The sequence below is a fragment of the Streptomyces sp. NPDC048277 genome, assembly GCF_040652235.1.
In the GTDB taxonomy this organism is placed as follows: domain Bacteria; phylum Actinomycetota; class Actinomycetes; order Streptomycetales; family Streptomycetaceae; genus Streptomyces.
The window spans coordinates 1-17685 of record NZ_JBEZLQ010000025.1; the positions used below are offsets into that span (position 1 = coordinate 1).

The following is a 17685-nucleotide window of genomic DNA, read 5'->3' on the forward strand; positions in this document are numbered from 1 at the left end:
TCCGCCACAACGCCCGCGACCCTCGCCGCCCCCTCGCACTCCTCGGCCTCGGATGATCACGAACCGGACGTCACGCGACTACGCCGAAGCCCTGGGGGCCCGTGACCCGGACTTTCCCGACGCAAAAGACCAAAGAACCGGGGAAAGAACCGAACCCTCCCCTACCGTCCCCGTCGATTACTCGCCGGGGTGAATATGCCGAACTCAAGTGGCGTGGAGGGGGAGTTGTGGTGCAGGGTCAGCCGCAACGAGCCCGGAAATACTTCGGCCCTCGCCGGGACTGCCATCCCACTGCGAGGGCCTGATCATCAAGGAAGAGATAGAGCCTTCCCCATGACTGTTCAGCACCCTAGCGCGCCCGCGGCCGCCAAGACCCGGCATTCCCAGTCCGGTGTCACCCATGTGAAGGAACGCCTCGACGGCAACTTCACCGTGATCAGCAATGAGTTGCTCCAGCATCCGGAGTTGTCCGCACTGGCCGTCGGCATCTCGTGCATCGTCCAGTCGCTTCCCAAGGGCACCCCGGTCGGCATCAAGGCGCTGGCGGCGAGGCTGCGCGAGGGCGAGATCAGGATCGCCGCCGCCCTGCGCGAGCTGGAGCGGTACGGGTTCTACCGGCGCGTCAAGGAGCGTCTTCCCTCGGGCCAGGTGGTGACCCGGACGTTCTCGTACAACCGGTCGCGGCACGCGGTGGTCGAGGCCGCCCGAGCCCCTGAGCCCGCTGCCCCCGCGCAGCCGAAGGCCCCCGTCCCGCCGACGGCGCCCCGGGCCCCGCGCAAGGCCCCCGACCTGCTCGCCGGGCTCCGTGCGTACGACTCCCGTCTGCTCCTCGGCGAGCGGGACATCCACCGGCTGACACCGGCCGTCTCGGCGTGGCTGGAACGTGGCGTGCCGCCCACAGCCGTCGTACGCGTGCTCACGTCCGACCTGCCGCAGGACCCGATCAAACACCCGGCGGCCTTCCTGGCCCATCGCCTCACCAGCCACCTGCCCCCGCATCTGCCGGCCCCGGCTCCGACTCCGCGTGACGCTTCCGCGCCGACCCGCCCGGATCCGCTCCAGACCTGCGACGGCTGCGAACGCGCGTTCCGCGCACCCGAACCGGGGCGGTGCCGCGACTGCCGTGCGGTCGGCGCGGTCGCCTAGGAGAGAGGGGGGCGAGAAGTGAGCACCGACGGTCCGATCGAACCGCTGATCCCCATGCCCGAGCTCACCCCGGACGGCCTGCGGGCGGCGGTCGCGCGGATCGCCCCGAGTCGGATCCCGGCCCTCACTCAGCACCTCTTCGAGGCCACGACGAACGCGCAGCAGACGCAGAGTCTTGCGCCGCTGCGAGCCTTCGTGCACTCATGGGCCGTTTTTGTGGCGATTCAACGCCGCCCGGAGCGTGCCGCACGCCTGCACGAGCTGGAGCGGCTTGTGGACGAGGGGGAGCAGGATCCGACGGCCGCCGTTGCCGAGATCCGGGGGATCCGGGAGACAGCCGAGGCGGAGGCCGGGCTGTGACGGACTGGGCCCGGGACTACAACCCAAGCGCCGAGTACGTCACGGACGGCCTGCCGCTCGGAGCGGTGGCCGAGGTAGAGCGCTTGGCGGCCGAACTGGCCTGGTCGCCGTGGCAGGAGCGGCGGGGCGGCCGGCGAAGCCCCGTACGACGCTGTACGGCGAGGTGCCGGAGGAGCGGCGGCTGGCGGCGGAGGCGTCCGACGGGCATCTGCCGGAGCTGCTGCCGGTGCTGGACTGAGCGGTCGATGGACGGGGGCCCGGTGCGATGATCCGACCTCTGTTGTCTGTGCAGGGGGCCTCATGGCGGAGGAGATGCGTACCCGTGGCTGCCCTACTGCCCTCCTGGGTCACGGTCACCGGTCTGACGGCGGGGGCGACGGTGGCCGTCGTCTTCCTCGCCGTACAGGCGGACAAGGGGCTACGCGCTCGGTGACAAGCGGGTGTGGCTGGTCGGCGCGACCGGCGAGGCGAGTCGCACCTTCACGGTGTGGCCGGGGACGGTGAGTCCCGACCCCGGCACCTACGTGATCTCCCATACCCGCGCGTCCACGACGGGCTCGGACGGCGTCCAGATCGAGCACATCCTCTACTTCGCCTCGAAGTCGGGCCTGTCGGTCGCCTTCTCCAACGCGGTCGACGGCTCCTCCCCGCCACCGGCCGCCGGCAAGCAGACCAGCGGCATCCGCATGCACCAGGCGGACGGGGCGGCCCTGTGGACGTTCGGCACGGAGCCGGACACCAAGGTGACGGTCGTCAAGTAGCCGGGGAGCGCTCCGGCAGCTGTACGACGACCAGCGCGACCCCGGTCAGCACCAGTACCCGGGTCGCGGCGTCGAGTCCGTTCCAGGTCTTCGACTGCCACATCGCGAACCACTCGCCGCCGATGGCGATGAACCCGGCGCCGAAGAGCAGCACCAGCATCAGCAGACCGTAGGTGGAGACGCGCCGCGCGCGGCCGTTGTCGCGCCGTACCCAGAACCAGGTCCCGGCGACGAGCACGAGCGCGGCGACCGTCTCCCACGCGATGATGGCGACGTAGGCGGTGTTCTCGAGCCCCTTGTCCGTGATGGCCCGCCACATCAGGTCGTCGTCCTTGAACGTGGTGTCCATGGCCAGGACATGCTGGACGAAGGCCTGGTTGGTGCCGAAGTCGGTGATGTTCCCGAGGGCGACGAGGGCGATGTAGAGAGCGACCGTGCCGGTCAGCACGGCAGCGGCGAGCGAAAGCGCACGAGGCGCGTGGGAGGTGGACATGACACCGTCCTTCCCGTCACCTGTTCGGTGTACGCCCGTTTCCGCGGGCCCCGGTCTCGATGGGTTACTGGAGTAAATCCGTTCGAAGGAGGATCAGATGAACGAAATGCAGCAGAACGGTGCAACTCCCGCCCATGGAGGGACGTCGAACCCCCCGTCGCGCGCGTATCTGCACTTCGACGGCGGGTGGCCGTTCACGGGCCTGGAGGCCGGCAAGTTCTTCCCGGCGACGGAGAAGGGGCTGTCCGATCCGGAGGTTCCGACCGACGTCGTCAGCGGCCCCAAGACCCCGCCGCCGGACGGGCGGATCGCGAGCGGCGGCCATGAGCCGGAGGCCGCCGTCCTCGACGAGGTGCGGGACTGGCCCAAGGTGGACCTGCGGTCCGGCGCCGAGATCCCGGTCGCGTGGGGCTACACGATGAAGCACCGGACGCGCCGGTACAACTACTTCGTCACGAAGCCCGACTGGGATCCGCAGGCCCCGCTCTCCCGCCGGCAGTTCGAGGCCACGCCGTTCGCGGTGCACAAGCCGTACGGGGACACGGTGTACTGGGAGATGCCGGAGGCCCACGACGATCCGAACCTCGACGGGCACACGATCAGGCTGCCGCAGCGCAAGGGCTATCACGTGATCCTCGCCGTATGGGAGGTCGCCGACACCGGCCACGCCTTCTACCAGGTGATCGACGCCAACTTCACGTGACGGCGGCCGCAGGCCGACCGGACGTGACGGCCCGCCGCCCTGTCGCGGCGGGCCGGTGCCGGTCCGGAGGTCCGCGCCGTCCCGCCGGGTGACGGCTGCCGAGACGCCAGGTGCTCTGCCAGACTCACCGTGAACCGGCTACGGGGGTGGTGAGGGTGGGGTCGACGCGGCCGTCGATGCAGGAGCTGATCGCCCGGCGCAGGAGGGCCGGGTTCGTGGGGCGGGTGGACGAACGCGCCGTGTTCCGGCGGAACTTCGAGCTGATGCCCGAGGACGAGAGGCACCGCTTCCGCTTCCATGTGCACGGCAACGCGGGCGTCGGAAAGACCTTCCTGGTGCGGGAGTTGGAGCAGATCGCCCGGGAGGCCGGGGCGCTGACCACGTTCGTCGACGAGGGCGCGGGGAGTGTGCCCGAGGCGATGACGGCGATGACACGTCAATTCGCGGCGCAGGGACGCAAGTTCAGGGAGCTGGAGCGGCAGCTGGCCCTGCACCGGGAACGGCGGCACGAGGCGGAGGCCGCGCTGACGGCGGCCGGACCCGAGCCGGAACGGCCTTCCGCGGGAAGCCTGGCGGTGGCCCGCGCAGCCCAGGTCGGCCTCGGGATGGTCCCCGTGGCCGGGGCCTTCGCCGCCTCGCCGGCCGGGGCGCGGCTCTCCACGAACTGGGCCGGCACGAGGAGGCTTTGACCGACCTCGACCGAGCCGTCGAGCTGGCCCCCGACTTCGGGTGGGCACTGGCGGTACGGGACCGGGTGCGGCGCGGGGCCTAGGGTCCGCCGGGGGATCCGGCGACTCGGAAAACCGGTGGAGCGGCGCCGCTGCGCGCCGTTACCGTGCTGCCGAGCCGAGTCGCCCAGGCAAGGACGTGCCGTTGTACACCGTGTGAGACCTCCCGAGAGCTGATCTGTCGCGCGTCGCGCATCCGCGCCGCGCTTCTTCTTGCTGCGGACTTCTCACTGAGACCGGTGTACTTCTGTGCTCACCAACTGGGTGGTCATGCCCACCTGCCTGCCGACCGTTCTTCGCCGCTGCCACGCATGCGCCTCCGGGCGCTTCCGGGCGAACGGTAAGTTCCGTGTCAACGCGAACCACAAGCTCCTCGACGCCTGGCTCCTCGTCCTCTGCACGGCTTGCGGGGACACGGCGAAGCTCACGGTCCTGGAGCGGATGAACGTGCGCGCCGTACGGCCCGAACTGCTGGACCGGATGCACGACAACGACCCGGGCCTGGCAGCCGAGTTGCTCCAGGATCCGGTCGTGCGGCGCCGTAATCGCATCGCTCTCGACTGGAGCGGCGCCTGGCGCCTCGACACCGGCGGACCGGATCACCTGGACCACGAGGTGATCGACGTCTCGGTCCGCTTCGCCGCCCGGATCCCCGTCCGGCCGGTGCGGCTGATCGCGGACGGCTGCGGTCTCTCGCGGGCCGAGGTCGAGCGACTGATCACGGCGGGCAAGCTCGTTTCGGCGGTCCGGCTGACCGACAGGCTCTCCGACGACTTCACCTTCACGCTCAAGCGCTGAACCCCTCAGCCCAGGAACGCTGCGACGGTCGTCGCGAAGCGGTCGGCGTCGTCGAGCCACGGTTTTTCTGGCGATTCAACGCCGCCCGGAGCGTGCCGCACGCCTGCACGAGCTCGAGCGGCTTGTGGACGAGGGGGAGCAGGATCCGACGGCCGCCATTGCCGAGATCCGGGGGATCCGGGAGACAGCCGAGGCGGAGGCCGGAATGGGTGGGGTCGGTCCCTTGCTCCCTGTGTGACAGACCCCTCACCCGCCCCCGACCTGGCCGAAAAGCGGTCACCCGGGAGCACACAACCCACACTTCGCATACCTAACTGGGCCCTGAACGGACCGTTCCCGGTCGATTACAGTGCTGAGCTGTCGTACGTACGGACGGTGCCCGTAAGGAGGTCATGGTGAGTGCGACATCGGGTGCCGTCTGGGGTCGTGCGGAGCAGCAGGACTTCCGGAGCAGGGTGCGGGGCACGCTGCTCGGCGGCGCCGTCGGGGACGCCCTCGGCGGGCCGGTCGACGGGCTGACGCTGGAGGAGATCCGGGCGGCGTACGGGCCCGAGGGGCTGGTCGATCTCGGGTTCGGGTACGGGCGGCGCGGCACCGTGACCCATCACACGCAGCTCACCCTCTTCACCGTGGACGGGTTGATAAGGGCCCAGGTGCGGAGGGACACGGGGGCCTGGCATCCGCCGACCGACGTGCACCGGGCCTATCTGCGGTGGGCGGCCACCCAGCGGGACTGGGGGCCGGACGAGCGGCGGAAGGACGACGGGTGGCTGGCCAGGGAGGAGTGGCTGTACGCGAGGAGAGAGCCGACGCGGGCGCTGCTCATCGGGCTCGGTGACGAGAAGATGGGGACCCTGGAGTCGCCGAAGAACCCGGACGACCTGGGGCCGGAGGCCGTCGCGCGGTCCGCGCCGTTCGGGCTGCTCGTGGGGTGGGATCCGCAGCTCGTCGTACAGCTCGCCGTGGAGTGCGCGGCGCAGACGCACGGGCATCCGACCTCGTGTCTGTCGGCGGGCGCGTACGCGGTGATCGTGCACGGACTGGCGAGAGGCGACTCGCTCGACGGGGCGGTGCAGCGCGCGCTGGCCCTGCTCGCCGCCCGGCCGGGGCACCAGCCCGTCTCCGACGCGTTGCAGCACGCGCTCGGCGCCGTACGGCAGGGCATGCCCTCCCCGGCCCGGGTGGAGGAGCTGACCGGGGACGGGGCCGCGGACGGGGCGCTCGCCGCCGCCGTCTACTGCGCGCTGGTCGGCGAGGACGTACGGCACGGGTTGTGCCTGGCCGTGAACCAGGCCGGTCCGTCCGCCGTCGCCGGGGTCCTCACGGGTGGCCTGCTCGGCGCCCTGCACGGCGAGACGGCCCTCCCGCCGGCCTGGGTGGCCGAACTGGAGGGCCGTCCCACGATCCTGGAGCTGGCCGACGACTTCGCGATGGAGATGACCCAGGGGCCGGCCCTGCACAACCCGGCGGGCGCGGCTCCGGGTTGGCTGGTCCGGTACCCGCGGAGTGCGTGAGCGCCCCGGCGCCGACGGGTGTCCCGCTCAGGTGGCGCGACGGGCCCTGACCACGTCGGGTTCGAAGTCGTAGACGATGCTGTTGATCCGCAGGCCGTCGACGGCCCCGATCCACATGAAGTCGCGCCCCTTGCTCACCCCGGCGGTGTAGATGACCGGCTGCGCGCCGCCGTCGTTGAGCGCGGCCAGCAGATTCTGGAAGGTGCACTGCGTGGTCAGGTTGCAGCCGGTCGAGGTGCCCGCGGAGCCCGTGAGGTACCACGAGCCGGTCGTGGTGGCGTCCAGGTAGGGACTCCACTGGTTCACCACCGGGGACTGGGGCGGGTTCCACACCATCGAGGAGTAGGCGCTCGGGTTCCCGGTGAGGTTCGGATTGATCTCGAACCTGATGTTCGGCATGTTGACCGCCGAGCCCCCGTAGGCGACGTTCTCGCCGGTCTGGAAGACGTGGAAACCGACCTGGCGCAGCGCCAGCACCGGGGCACCGAAGAAGTCGACCTCGTTGCCGAAGTGGACGGCCTCGCTCGGCGGGCTGAGGGAGGTGGACTTGTCCGCCACCTCGATGCCGAGGCTGCCGCGTCCGAAGGGCGGCCTCGCGGTGGGGCCCTGTACGCCGAACGAGCCGAACGGGCCGGTCCGCAGGGCGGCGACGGGAGAGCCGATCGTGTTGCGGGTGATGACGCCCCAGTGGTCGGAACGTACCCATTTGTTGTCGGAGACGGTGGAGGCCGATGCCGGGACGGCCGAGGCGGCGATCGCGAGAAGTGCCGTGACCGCGAGCGCCGCTTTCCGTTTCACCCCGAAGCAAGCTTTCACGCTCGCTCCTTTCGTGGTCCTTACATGGGCAGGACGGGCACCGGGGCCGGGCCTGCGTGGCGCACGCCACGGTAAGGACACGCCGTACCGGAACCATCACGACGCACCAGTGATATGTGCTGATTAATCATGATGGTGGACCGAATGGTGGACCGAACGGCTGCTCTCTTCGTGTCAGTCCTGGACCGGCGTTGCCGCCGGGGCCTGTGCCGGCACCGGTACCGTCACCGCCGCGCTGTCGCCGTCCGTGTTCACGGTCTCGATGATCGCCAGGCGTTCCGGGGTGTCCTCCGGCTTCAGGTAGCCGATGAGGATGTAGAGGATCAGCGAGACCGCCAGCGGGACCGAGACCTGGTACTGGAGCGGGACGCCGCCGTCGACGTTCCAGTTGATCGGGTAGTTGACCAGCCAGAACGCCAGCAGGCCCATGGACCAGCTGGTGAGCGCGGCGGTCGGGCCGGAGCGGCGGAACGGGCGGAGCAGACCCAGCATCATCGGGATGGCGATCGGGCCCATCAGACCGGCCACCCACTTGATGACCACGGTGATGATGTCCTTGAAGGTGGGGGAGTTGACCTGGGTGGCCACCGCCATGGACAGGCCGAGGAAGACGACCGTGGTGACACGGGCCGCGACCAGGCCGGAGCGCTGGTTCCACTCCCGGGCCCGGCGGGACAGTACGGGCGCCGCGTCCCGGGTGAACACCGCCGCGATCGCGTTGGCGTCGGAGGAGCACATGGCCATCGTGTGCGAGAAGAAGCCGACGATGACGAGGCCCAACAGGCCGTGCGGCAGCAGCTGTTCGGTCATCAGGCCGTAGGAGTCGGAGCCGTCCGGCTTCTGGGCGTGGACCAGGAGGGGGGACATCCACATGGGGAAGAAGAGGACCACCGGCCAGACGAGCCAGAGGGCCGCGGAGAGGCGGGCGCCGCGCTCGGCCTCCTTCGGGCTGCCCGTCGCCATGTAGCGCTGGGCCTGGTTGAGCATGCCGCCGTTGTACTCGAAGAGCTTGATGAAGAGGAACGCGAGCAGGAAGACCGTGCCGTACGGGCCGGTCAGTCCCTTGCCGTGGCCGTGCAGGGCGGGCTGGTTCCAGGCGTCGAAGAAGCCGATGCCCTTGTCGTTCAGCTTCAGGACGACGGCCACGAACATCGAGATACCGGCCAGCAACTGGATGACGAACTGCCCCAGTTCGGTCAGCGCGTCCGCCCACAGGCCGCCGATCGTGCAGTAGACGGCGGTGATCGCGCCGGTGATGAGGATGCCCTGGTTCAGCGTGATGCCGGTGAAGACGGACAGGAGGGTGGCGATCGCCGCCCACTTCGCGGCCACGTCCACGATCTTCAGCAGCATGCCGGACCAGGCGAGGGCCTGCTGGGTCTTCAGGTCGTAGCGGTTCTTCAGGTATTCGAGCGGGGACGCCACATGGAGGCGGGAGCGGAGGCGGTTGATGCGCGGGGCGAACAGCTTCGAGCCGATCGCGACGCCCAGCGCGATGGGGAAGGACCAGGTGACGAACGACGTCACGCCGTACGTGTAGGCGATGCCCGCGTACCCCGTGAACAGGACCGCGCTGTAGCCCGACATGTGGTGCGAGATGCCGGACAGCCACCAGGGCATCTTGCCGCCGGCGGTGAAGAAGTCACTGACGTTGCCCACCTGCTTGTGCGACCAGATGCCGATCGCGACCATCACACCGAAGTAGCCGATGAGCACGGTCCAGTCGAGCCCGTTCATGCGCCCCCCTTTCCAGGGTCCGCCTTGTGAACTCCGCTCAGCTGGCTGGCACTTCGCATAAGCGGAGCGAGGACGGGGAAGGCCGCGAAGTGCCCGCTCATCGTGGGTTCGTTTACGAGGGCACGACAAGCCGACGTATGGTCAAGGGGCGGTAAAATCGTTCGCCTTGCTGACCTTGATTTATGTACGTGAACGACTGGAATGGCTGGATCCGACGGGTCAGCGCATCAGCTCCCCCGCGTTGACCAGCAGCGACTGCCCCGTGATGGCCCGCGCCCGGTCCGACGCCAGGAACACCGCCGCGTCCGCCACGTCCCCGTCCGTCGCCAGGTCCGGCAGCGCCATGCGCCCGGTCAGCCGCCCCAGCACCTCGTCCTCCGGCACGCCCTCCGTGTGTGCCGTGAACTGCACGTACGCCTGCACCGGCGGCCCCCACATCCAGCCCGGCAGCACGGTGTTGACCCGGATCCGGTGCGGTCCCAGCTCCCGCGCCAGCGAGTACATCGCGCTGGTCAGCGCCCCCTTCGAGGCGCCGTACGCGGCCTGCCTCACCTGTGAGGGCGCGGCGACCGCCGACTGCGTCCCGATGAAGACGACCGAACCGCCCCCCGCGGCCTTCAGTCCCGGCAGGCACGCCCGGGTCATCCGCAGCGTCCCCAGCAGGTTCACGTCGATCACCGACGCCCAGGTCGCGAAGTCCGCGTCCTCGACCCCGCCGAAGTAGGAGTCCCAGGCGGCGACATGCACCACCGCGTCGATGCCCCCGAAGCGCTCCCGCGCCAGCGCCGCCAGCGCCTCGCACTGCCCCTCGTCGGTGATGTCGGTGGCCCGGTACGCGGTCCGGCCGCCCTCCGGATCGATCCCGGCCGCGCTCTTCGCGAGGTTCGCCTCGGTCCGCGCACCGAGCACGGCGTTGCCCCCGTCCCGTACGACGGCCGCCGCGACCTGGTGCCCGAGCCCGGCGCCGACCCCCGAGACGACGACCGTCTTGCCCGCGAGCAGTGACATCGATGACCTCCCGGCTCTGGCGCTTTATCTGACGGAGCGTCAGAGTATGGGCGACCACCGGAAAGGGGAACCGCATGAGCGACGACACCCGCAGTGACGTCTACGCCGAACTCGCTGCCGTCGGGCCCTACGGCGTCCGCCCCGGCCACGCCCTCATCACCATGGTCGAGCCGCACCCCGGGCACGAGTACGCGTACAACCGCTGGTACGAGGACGACCACTACTACGCGGGCGCCATGGCCATGCCCTGGATGTACGCGGGCCGCCGCTGGGTCGCCACCCACGACCTCCAACTCCTGCGCTACCCCGAGAAGTCGGCCGTCGCCCAGCCCGTCAGCGCCGGCTGCTACCTCTCCGTCTACTGGGTCACCGACGGCCGCTACGCCGACCACATGAAGTGGACGGTCGCCATCAACAAGCGGCTGAACCGGGACGCGCGGGTGTACCAGGACCGGACCCACGTCTTCACGGCGTTCCAGGACCACGAGGCCACGGTGTACCGGGACGGGGCGGCCGGGCCGCGCGACTACCACGCCCTCGACCACCCGTACGCGGGGCTGGTCGTCGAGGTCGTCGACAGCGAGTCGCCCGAGCAGCGCGCGGAGTTGCTGGAGTGGCTGCGGGCCCGGCACCTGCCGAAGAAGCTGGCGTCCTCCCCGAGCGCCATGGTGACCGTCTTCCGGCCCACCCCCCTCCCCGGTGACCGGATGACGTACGTGAAGCAGGTCGAGGGCGTCGACACGCGGCTGACGCTGCTGTGGTTCTTGGAGACCGACCCCCGTGAGGTCTGGCAGGAGCACTTCACCGGGCTGGACGCGGAGGTGGCCGCGACCGGGCTGGGCAGCGTGGAGTTCGTCGCGCCGTTCATTCCTACGGTGCCGGGGACGGACCGGTACGTGGACGAGTTGCGGGCGCGGTAGCGGTGCGGTTTCAGCGGCGGTGACGGGCCGGTTTTCGTCTGCGGCTGCGTCGTGGCTGGTCGCGCAGTTCCCCGCGCCCCTGTCGGGGCGCTGCAGCCGAGGTCGTACATCCCGCGGCGGGACTTTGCGTAGTACGCGTCGCCTTTCCACTTACCGGCGGTTGCGGGCGGGGGCCGTGTCCCATGCAAGGATGACCGACGCAACCGCAGCGACGACCGTTCCGGCCGTTTCGGCGCGTGACCGTACTACATGGGCCGAACTCTTCTTCGACCTGGTTCTCGCGTTCGGCGTGGGCCAGGTCGCCCACCCGCTGGCCGTACACCCCGGCTGGCCGGTACTCGGCGCATGCCTGCTCGTGCTGGTCCCGCTCTGGTGGGCCTGGGTGGATGTCGTCATGGCGATGAGCGCCGTGCACGAGACCAATCTGCAGCGGGTGTTCCTGCTGCTGACCGCGCTCGCCGTCTACGGCATGGCCGTCGCCGCCCCCCTCGCCCTGGACGACCGGGAGGCGGCCCTGCTGTACTCCGGAAGCTATCTCGCCCTGCGCCTGCTGATCGGGGAGGCGATCCGCAGGGAGTGCGCCCTCTACACCATCCACCCCTACCGGGCCGGGCTCGCCTTCGCCCTGGTCCTGTTCGCGTGCGCGACCGTACCGGCGCCGTGGCGCGAGGTCTGCTGGGCCTGTGCCGTGGTCGCCGAGATCGCCGCGCCCGCCGTGCTGAGCGGCCATCTGCGCCAGTTGGCGTTCGGCGTCAACCATCTGCCCGAGCGCTTCGGCCTGTTCATCATGATCGCGCTCGGGGAGAACGTCTTCGCCGTGGGCGCCGGGGCCGCCCGGGGCCCGCTCGCCCCGGCCGAACTGACCGCCCTCGTCCTCGCCTTCCTGGTCGGCTGCGCCCTGTGGTGGCTCTACTTCCACCTCGTGGCCTCCGCGGTCGCCCACGCCCTGCGCACCCATCCGACCCCGTCCGTCGTCGTCCGCGACGTGCTCAGCTACGGCCATCTCGTCCTGGTCCTGGGGCTGTTGCTGGTCTCCGTCGGCGCCGCGCGCACCGTGCGGTACCCGCTGCACACCCCGCACGGGCTGGGCGCCGCACTGCTGCCGTCCGGCGCCGCCCTCTTCATGCTGGCGTTCTGCTACACCCGGCGCCGGATGTTCGGCGCCGCGTCCGCCACCCGGTTCTACGCCGGGCTCGCCCTGCTCGTCCTCGCGCTCCCGGTGTGGCCGCTGCCGGCCGTCGCGACGCTCGCCGTCGCCACCGTGCTGCTCCTGCTGGTCAACGCGGTGGAGCACTGGCTGATCAGCTCCGGTCGACAGGTCCCGCTGGTGCTGCGCAACAACGGGTTCGGGACGACCTGACGTAGTAGGCCGACGGAACTCCGGCAGTGCCGCAGGCCCTCCCGAGGCGGCCCCGGCGGGACGCGGGGCGTTCCTAGGTTCGCTGTATGGAACTTTCCCGCACGGGCCTTTCCGGCACCGGAGACGAAGAGGAGGTGGCCTGATGCCGTCCCGCAGCGCCTTACCCGCCCTGCTCTCCCTGTCACTGGGGTACTTCAGCCTGGGGACGATCTCGCTGGCGGTCGTCGGTCTGAACGGCCCGATCGGCGACGACCTGCACGTCCAGCCGGCCACGGTGGGCATCCTGGTCACCGTCTTCGCGCTGACCTTCGCGGTCTGCGCGCCCACGGCCCCCATCCTGCTCCGCCGCTGGAACCGCAAGCGGGTGCTGCTCGCCGGTGTCGGCCTGCTCACCGTCGGCGCGGCCCTCGGCGCCGTCGCCCCCGGCTACGGCTTCCTCACGGTCACCCGGGTGCTCGGCGCGATGGGAGCCGCCGTCTTCGGGCCCGGTGCCTCGGCGGCCGGTGCGCTGATCGTGCCGCCCGAGCGGCGGCAGCGGGCCCTGGCCACGGTGTTCGGCGGCATGACCGCCGCCGCGGTGCTCGGGGTGCCGCTGGCCTCGTTCCTCGGCGGCACGCTGGGCTGGCGGCCGGCCCTGCTCGGCGTGGCCGCGCTGTCGGCGCTCTCCTTCGTGGCCGTGCTGGTGTTCGTCCCCGAGATCCCGGCCGGCGAGCCGCCGACGGGCGCCGCGTACCGCGAGGCGATGCGCACGCCCGCCACGGCCGCGACCGTCACCACGACCCTGCTGTTCATGGCCGCCCAGTTCACCGTCTACGGCATCGCGGGCGCGTATCTGAAGGACCGCTTCGGCGCGTCCTCCGGGCTGATCTCGCTGACGCTGCTCGCCTTCGGCGTCATCGGCGTGGCGGGCAACGCGTTGGCTCCGCGGATCGCCGAGCGGCTGGGCGGCGGGCGCACGGTGAGCGTCGCGCTGCTCGGCCTCGCGCTGGGGTTCGTCCTGCTGCTGGTCGCCCCGCACTCCGCGCCCGGGGTCGTCTTCTTCGCGTTCTGGGCGTTCTTCAGCCAGATGTACCAGGCGCCGCAGCAGGCCCGGCTGGTGGAGCTGGTGCCGCTGCAGCCCGGTCTGATCCTCGCGCTGAACGCCGCGGCGCTGTACCTGGGGATGAGCCTCGGCAGTTTCGTCGGCAGCTCGCTCCTGCCGGGGCTGGGCGCCGGGCCGATTCCGTTCGCGGCGCTCGGCGTGCTCGTGCTCGCCGGTCTGGCGCATCTGGCCTCGGTCCGGCAGGTTGCCGCGGCGGCGGTCGGTGCGGGCCGGTCCGTGACCTCTCCCGTGCGTACCAGCTAGGCGTCCAGTCAGTTGTCTGCGGCGCCGTCGTGGCTGGTCGCGCCCACGCGGCGGTAGCCGCACATCGATACAGCCCCGCGCCCCTTACGGGGCGCTATTCCCCCGTCAGTCAAGGAGAACCCATGAGCAGCCACCAGGTGAACTTCGTGCGCGAGTACATCGAGAACGTCTGGAACCAGGGGCGGACCGAGCTGGCCGACAAGTACCTGGCCGAGGACCTCATCCAGCACAACCCGAACCTGCCCGACGGGCGGGCCCCGCTGGTCGAGTTCATCGACGGCTTCCACAAGCAGTTCCCGCGGGCGCGGTTCGAGGTCCGGCGCGCGGCGGGTTCGGGGGACCTCGTGTTCCTGCACACCCGCTTCCGCGGCGACCCCGACGACCGCGGGATGGTCGTCGTGGAGGTCTTCCGGATCGACGAGGGACTGATCGTCGAGCACTGGGACGTCCGCGACGAGATCCCGGAGACCACCGTCAGCGGACACGAGGTCGTCTGACCGCCCCGTCCGCCGGCTCCCCCCCCTGCCGCCCGGGAGGCTCCCAGCCTCCCGGGCGGCGGCCGTTTCCGACCCCGAAATGCCCGAGAACCAGGAGACACCTGTGAAGCGACAGCAGCCAGACTCACGCCCCGCCGCCGGTCTCACCCGGCGCGCACTGCTCGGCACGGCGGCCGCCGCCGGTGCGGGCGCGGCCCTTCTTCCGGAACCCGCCCGCGCCGCCGACCCGGTGGCAGCCGCCACACCCGCCGCCGCCCCGGTCACCGTCGCCCCCTCCGACGCCCGCTATCTCGACCTCACCTCCCGCGGCTACAACGCGAGATTCACCGCCGCCCCCGACTCCGTGCGGCTCGTCCACAGCACCCAGCAGGTGGTGGCCGTCGTGCAGGAGGCGGTGGACGGGGGCAAGCGCATCGGCGTGCGCGGTGGCGGGCACTGCCTCGACGGGCTCGTCGACGACCCGGACGTGCGGGTACTCGTCGACATGTCCGAGATGGACGCGGTCCGCCACGACCCCGTACGCCGGGCCTTCCTGGTGGAGGGCGGTGCCACGCTCGGGCACGTCTACCGGACGCTGTATCTGGAGTGGGGCGTGGCCCTGCCGGGCGGTACCTGCCCGACCGTCGGGGTCGGCGGGCATGTCAGCGGCGGCGGTTACGGCGCCATGTGCCGGCAGCACGGCGCCGTCGTGGACCATCTGTACGCCGTCGAGGTGGTGACCGTCGACGCGTCCGGCACCGCCCGCGCGGTGGTCGCGACGCGGGAGCCGGACGACCCGCACCGCGAGCTGTGGTGGGCCCACACCGGCGGGGGCGGCGGCACCTTCGGCATCGTCACCCGGTACTGGTTCCGGTCGGCGGACGCGACCGGCAGCGACCCCGTGAACCTGCTGCCCAGACCCCCGAAGACGCTCCTGAAGTCGACGGTCACCGTCAAGTGGAGCGACCTGACCGAGGCGGCCTTCACCGCGCTCGTCGCGGACCACGGCGGCTGGCACGCCCGCAACAGCGTCGCCGGGTCCGCCTACGACAGCCTGCACAGCGTGCTCATCCTGTACAACCGCGTCCAGGGCGCCGTCGTGCTCAACTCCCAGATCGACGGCACTCTCGCGGACGCCTCGGCGCTGCTGGACGCCTACGTCACGGCGGTGGCCGGGGGCATCGGCGTGCCGTACACCGAGGTCCGCTCCTCCTGGCCGTGGCTGAAGACCACCCTCAAGGACCCCTACGACACCGGCCTGTACAACCGGACCAAGTCCAAGGGCGCCTATCTCAGGAAGGGCTGGTCCGCCGACCAGGCGGCCACGCTCTACGGCTACCTCTCCGACGCCGCCTACGACGGGCACGCCGGTATCCTGCTCTACTCCTACGGCGGCAAGGTCAACACCGTCGCGGCCACGGCCACCGCGCTGGCCCAGCGGGACTCGGTCCTGAAGGCCAACTTCACGACGTACTGGCCCGCCGCCGCGGACGACGACCGGCATGTCACCTGGATGCGCGACCTCTACCGGGACCTGTACGCGGACACCGGCGGGGTGCCCGTGCCGAACGACACCAACGACGGCTCGTACATCAACTACCCGGACACCGACCTCGCCGACCCGGCCTGGAACACCTCGGGGGTGCCCTGGCAGAGCCTCTACTTCAAGGACAACCTCGCCCGGCTGCGCGCGGTGAAGGCGGCCTGGGACCCGAACGACGTCTTCCGCCACCGGCTGTCCGTGACGGCGAGCTGACCGCGCGCGGACACGGACGAGCCCCCGCCTCGCTGCGCCGAGGCGGGGGCCCTGCCACAGACGGGATCAGCCGAAGCTGGCCGGGAACGTCACCCCGGTCAGCGACTCGCTCAGCTCGCGCAGCCGGGCGCGGGCCGTCTCGTCGTACGCCTGGGCGCCGGCCCGGGACCGGGTGGAGCGGTTGAAGTAGACGCCCGACACCTCGTCCAGCGCGGGGTCGGTCATCAGCCGCAGCGTGTTGCGCATGCCCTCGTCGACCGTGCTCTGCGGGGTGAACAGGTTCACCACCATCTTGGTCGGCATGTACGACGCCGGGTGCAGCGCGTTGGCCGTGACCCCGGTGCCGCGCAGCCGCTCGGCCAGGTCGAAGGTGAGGGCGATCTGGGCGAGCTTGGCCTGGCAGTAGGCCTGCACCCCGTCCCAGTGGCGCTCCAGCATCACGTCGGCGAAGTTGACCGGTGCCTGGCCCGCGGAGCTGACGTTGACGATGCGGGCCGGCGCCGAGGCCACCAGCAGCGGGGCGAGCCGGCAGCTGAGGATGTAGGCCGCCAGGTAGTCGACCTGGAAGGTGAGTTCCAGTCCGTCCTGGCTGGTCTGGCGGGCCAGTTCGACCCCGATGCCCGCGTTGTTCAGCAGCACGTCCAGCCGGTCGTACGTGGTGAGGATGCGCTCGGCGAGCTTGCCGATGTCCTCCAGGGAGGAGAAGTCGGCCAGCTCGTAGCTCAGCCGGCCGGTGGCGCCGGCCGCGCGCAGCTCGGCCAGCAGGTCCGCGCCCTTGGCCGCGCTGCGGCCGTGCAGGATCAACGACGCTCCCTGCGCGGCGAGGTTGCGGGCGAGCGCACGGCCGAGGCCGTCGGTGGCGCCGGTGATGAGAATGGTCTGGTCGGGGACGGCCTTCATGGTGGGGAACTCTCCTGTCAGGCGGGTCAGGCGTACGGTGCCAGTTCTTCGCTGGACTGGTCGGTGTATCCCTGGCTGACCTCCACGACGATGCCGTCCGGGTCGGACACCCACACCGTCTTCCAGCCGGGGATGAACTCGTCGAAGGTCAGCGGCCCGAGCGTCGGCTCGAACCCGCCCTGGGCGGCGGCGAGGAACGCGTCCACGTCGTCGACCTGGAAGGCCAGGTGGCGGGCGGTGCCGGGCGCGGCCGGACCGTCCTTCTCGGCCGGGAAGAGCGGGTCCGCGTCGGTCGCGAACAGCTCCAGGTACACCGGGCCGTTGCGCAGGAACACCACGCGGACGCCGTCGGCCTCCACCACCCGGGCCCGGCGGAAGCCGAAGAACCGGGTGTAGAAGTCCTCGGTGGCCTTCTGGTCGCGGCAGTTGAGGCCCACGTGCGACCAGCGCAGGCCCTGGGCGGCGGCGGTCGTCATGGCCGTCACTTCCCGGTGACCGGGGCGAACGGCACGGTGTCGTGGACGTTCGTCATGTAGGTGATCAGGCCGCCCCGGACGCGGAAGTAGTTGCACACCACGGCCTCCACCGCGATGCCGTCCGGGGTGCGGGCGGTGATGTCGGAGACCACCGCGGCCTGTTCGCCGTCCACGACCACGAGGCGGGGGACGTTGGCGAAGGAGGCGTACATCTGCGGGAAGCCCTTCATCATCTCGCGGAGCGTCTCGCGTCCCTCGACATGCCCGGCCAGCTGCTCGTCCATGGTCTGGTCGACGGCGAACAGGTCGCACCAGGCGTCCCAGTCGCCCTCGTTGGCGAGCCGGTAGTACGTGTCGACCACTTCTCGGGTGCTCATGCGCCCGTCCT

Annotated in this window: 18 protein-coding genes and 2 pseudogenes; 13 read left to right on the forward strand and 7 right to left on the reverse strand. The window is 70.8% G+C overall.

Going from position 1 to position 17685, the window contains the following annotated elements; all coding sequences use genetic code 11:
- Positions 1-333: 333 nt before the first annotated feature.
- The 4 genes and pseudogenes from AB0D85_RS39235 to AB0D85_RS39250 all read left to right on the forward strand — a co-directional run bounded on the left by AB0D85_RS39235 (position 334) and on the right by AB0D85_RS39250 (position 2267).
- Entirely contained in the window at positions 334-1146 is an 813-nt protein-coding gene (locus tag AB0D85_RS39235; protein ID WP_362331457.1) for a helix-turn-helix domain-containing protein, read from the forward strand.
- Between the two features lie 54 nt (positions 1147-1200).
- Positions 1201-1506 carry a DUF6247 family protein gene (locus tag AB0D85_RS39240; RefSeq protein WP_362331899.1) on the forward strand — a complete coding sequence of 102 codons (306 nt, stop codon included), beginning with the start codon at positions 1201-1203 and terminating at the stop codon, positions 1504-1506.
- A gap of 109 nt (positions 1507-1615) precedes the next feature.
- On the forward strand, positions 1616-1744 hold the full coding sequence (locus AB0D85_RS39245; RefSeq protein WP_362331908.1) for a hypothetical protein: 129 nt from the start codon (positions 1616-1618) through the stop codon (positions 1742-1744).
- 84 nt (positions 1745-1828) lie between these two features.
- Positions 1829-2267: pseudogene (locus tag AB0D85_RS39250) on the forward strand (hypothetical protein).
- Here the strand turns inward: AB0D85_RS39250 and AB0D85_RS39255 are convergent.
- Positions 2260-2760: a DUF2165 domain-containing protein gene (locus AB0D85_RS39255; protein WP_362331460.1), complete on the reverse strand. Its 501-nt coding sequence runs from the start codon at positions 2758-2760 to the stop codon at positions 2260-2262. The pseudogene AB0D85_RS39250 and the gene AB0D85_RS39255 sit on opposite strands and share 8 nt — an antisense overlap.
- Before the next feature lie 97 nt (positions 2761-2857).
- Here AB0D85_RS39255 and AB0D85_RS39260 point away from each other — a divergent pair, with 97 nt between their 5' ends.
- From AB0D85_RS39260 to AB0D85_RS39275, 4 genes and pseudogenes are all read left to right on the forward strand, one after another.
- Positions 2858-3463, forward strand: a complete 606-nt coding sequence (locus AB0D85_RS39260; RefSeq protein WP_362331463.1) for a lytic polysaccharide monooxygenase auxiliary activity family 9 protein — start codon at positions 2858-2860, stop codon at positions 3461-3463.
- A 176-nt stretch (positions 3464-3639) separates the two neighbouring features.
- Positions 3640-4101, forward strand: a pseudogene (locus tag AB0D85_RS39265) (hypothetical protein); the annotation flags it as partial.
- A gap of 339 nt (positions 4102-4440) precedes the next feature.
- Positions 4441-4989 carry a DUF1062 domain-containing protein gene (locus AB0D85_RS39270; protein WP_362331466.1) on the forward strand — a complete coding sequence of 183 codons (549 nt, stop codon included), beginning with the start codon at positions 4441-4443 and terminating at the stop codon, positions 4987-4989.
- 395 nt (positions 4990-5384) lie between these two features.
- Positions 5385-6503, forward strand: coding sequence for an ADP-ribosylglycohydrolase family protein (locus tag AB0D85_RS39275; protein ID WP_362331469.1), 1119 nt, complete (start codon positions 5385-5387; stop codon positions 6501-6503).
- Positions 6504-6530: 27 nt separating this feature from the next.
- Here AB0D85_RS39275 and AB0D85_RS39280 read toward each other — a convergent pair whose 3' ends face one another.
- The 3 genes from AB0D85_RS39280 to AB0D85_RS39290 all read right to left on the reverse strand — a co-directional run bounded on the left by AB0D85_RS39280 (position 6531) and on the right by AB0D85_RS39290 (position 10064).
- The gene (locus AB0D85_RS39280) at positions 6531-7319 is read right to left on the reverse strand and encodes a hypothetical protein (protein ID WP_362331472.1); all 789 of its coding nucleotides are present in this window, start codon (positions 7317-7319) and stop codon (positions 6531-6533) included.
- Between the two features lie 174 nt (positions 7320-7493).
- On the reverse strand, positions 7494-9056 hold the full coding sequence (locus AB0D85_RS39285; protein WP_362331475.1) for a sodium:solute symporter family protein: 1563 nt from the start codon (positions 9054-9056) through the stop codon (positions 7494-7496).
- A 219-nt stretch (positions 9057-9275) separates the two neighbouring features.
- The gene (locus AB0D85_RS39290; protein ID WP_362331478.1) at positions 9276-10064 is read right to left on the reverse strand and encodes an SDR family oxidoreductase; all 789 of its coding nucleotides are present in this window, start codon (positions 10062-10064) and stop codon (positions 9276-9278) included.
- 74 nt (positions 10065-10138) lie between these two features.
- Here AB0D85_RS39290 and AB0D85_RS39295 point away from each other — a divergent pair, with 74 nt between their 5' ends.
- The 5 genes from AB0D85_RS39295 to AB0D85_RS39315 all read left to right on the forward strand — a co-directional run bounded on the left by AB0D85_RS39295 (position 10139) and on the right by AB0D85_RS39315 (position 15921).
- On the forward strand, positions 10139-10984 hold the full coding sequence (locus AB0D85_RS39295; protein WP_362331481.1) for a hypothetical protein: 846 nt from the start codon (positions 10139-10141) through the stop codon (positions 10982-10984).
- A 190-nt stretch (positions 10985-11174) separates the two neighbouring features.
- On the forward strand, positions 11175-12344 hold the full coding sequence (locus AB0D85_RS39300) for a low temperature requirement protein A (protein ID WP_362331484.1): 1170 nt from the start codon (positions 11175-11177) through the stop codon (positions 12342-12344).
- 142 nt (positions 12345-12486) lie between these two features.
- Positions 12487-13689, forward strand: coding sequence for an MFS transporter (locus AB0D85_RS39305; protein WP_362331487.1), 1203 nt, complete (start codon positions 12487-12489; stop codon positions 13687-13689).
- A gap of 122 nt (positions 13690-13811) precedes the next feature.
- Positions 13812-14186, forward strand: a complete 375-nt coding sequence (locus AB0D85_RS39310) for a nuclear transport factor 2 family protein (RefSeq protein WP_362331490.1) — start codon at positions 13812-13814, stop codon at positions 14184-14186.
- Positions 14187-14265: 79 nt separating this feature from the next.
- On the forward strand, positions 14266-15921 hold the full coding sequence (locus AB0D85_RS39315) for an FAD-binding protein (protein WP_362331493.1): 1656 nt from the start codon (positions 14266-14268) through the stop codon (positions 15919-15921).
- A gap of 66 nt (positions 15922-15987) precedes the next feature.
- Here AB0D85_RS39315 and AB0D85_RS39320 read toward each other — a convergent pair whose 3' ends face one another.
- Genes AB0D85_RS39320 through AB0D85_RS39330 form a run of 3 tightly spaced genes read right to left on the reverse strand, consistent with a single transcriptional unit; the run spans position 15988 to position 17674 of the window.
- The gene (locus AB0D85_RS39320; protein ID WP_362331497.1) at positions 15988-16821 is read right to left on the reverse strand and encodes an SDR family NAD(P)-dependent oxidoreductase; all 834 of its coding nucleotides are present in this window, start codon (positions 16819-16821) and stop codon (positions 15988-15990) included.
- Positions 16822-16847: 26 nt separating this feature from the next.
- Complete coding sequence (locus tag AB0D85_RS39325) at positions 16848-17297, reverse strand: VOC family protein (RefSeq protein ID WP_362331500.1); 450 nt, start codon at positions 17295-17297, stop codon at positions 16848-16850.
- A 5-nt stretch (positions 17298-17302) separates the two neighbouring features.
- On the reverse strand, positions 17303-17674 hold the full coding sequence (locus AB0D85_RS39330; protein WP_362331503.1) for a nuclear transport factor 2 family protein: 372 nt from the start codon (positions 17672-17674) through the stop codon (positions 17303-17305).
- Between the last annotated feature and the right edge of the window lie 11 nt (positions 17675-17685).

Bases quoted from the DNA above. Each gene is read 5' to 3' on its own strand.
- AB0D85_RS39235 (WP_362331457.1), top strand. From the start codon at position 334: ATGACTGTTCAGCACCCTAGCGCGCCCGCGGCCGCCAAGACCCGGCAT.
- AB0D85_RS39240 (WP_362331899.1), top strand. From the start codon at position 1,201: ATGCCCGAGCTCACCCCGGACGGCCTGCGGGCGGCGGTCGCGCGGATC.
- AB0D85_RS39255 (WP_362331460.1), bottom strand. From the start codon at position 2,760: ATGTCCACCTCCCACGCGCCTCGTGCGCTTTCGCTCGCCGCTGCCGTG.
- AB0D85_RS39260 (WP_362331463.1), top strand. From the start codon at position 2,858: ATGAACGAAATGCAGCAGAACGGTGCAACTCCCGCCCATGGAGGGACG.
- AB0D85_RS39285 (WP_362331475.1), bottom strand. From the start codon at position 9,056: ATGAACGGGCTCGACTGGACCGTGCTCATCGGCTACTTCGGTGTGATG.
- AB0D85_RS39290 (WP_362331478.1), bottom strand. From the start codon at position 10,064: ATGTCACTGCTCGCGGGCAAGACGGTCGTCGTCTCGGGGGTCGGCGCC.
- AB0D85_RS39295 (WP_362331481.1), top strand. From the start codon at position 10,139: ATGAGCGACGACACCCGCAGTGACGTCTACGCCGAACTCGCTGCCGTC.
- AB0D85_RS39300 (WP_362331484.1), top strand. From the start codon at position 11,175: ATGACCGACGCAACCGCAGCGACGACCGTTCCGGCCGTTTCGGCGCGT.
- AB0D85_RS39305 (WP_362331487.1), top strand. From the start codon at position 12,487: ATGCCGTCCCGCAGCGCCTTACCCGCCCTGCTCTCCCTGTCACTGGGG.
- AB0D85_RS39310 (WP_362331490.1), top strand. From the start codon at position 13,812: ATGAGCAGCCACCAGGTGAACTTCGTGCGCGAGTACATCGAGAACGTC.
- AB0D85_RS39315 (WP_362331493.1), top strand. From the start codon at position 14,266: ATGCCCGAGAACCAGGAGACACCTGTGAAGCGACAGCAGCCAGACTCA.
- AB0D85_RS39320 (WP_362331497.1), bottom strand. From the start codon at position 16,821: ATGAAGGCCGTCCCCGACCAGACCATTCTCATCACCGGCGCCACCGAC.
- AB0D85_RS39325 (WP_362331500.1), bottom strand. From the start codon at position 17,297: ATGACGACCGCCGCCGCCCAGGGCCTGCGCTGGTCGCACGTGGGCCTC.
- AB0D85_RS39330 (WP_362331503.1), bottom strand. From the start codon at position 17,674: ATGAGCACCCGAGAAGTGGTCGACACGTACTACCGGCTCGCCAACGAG.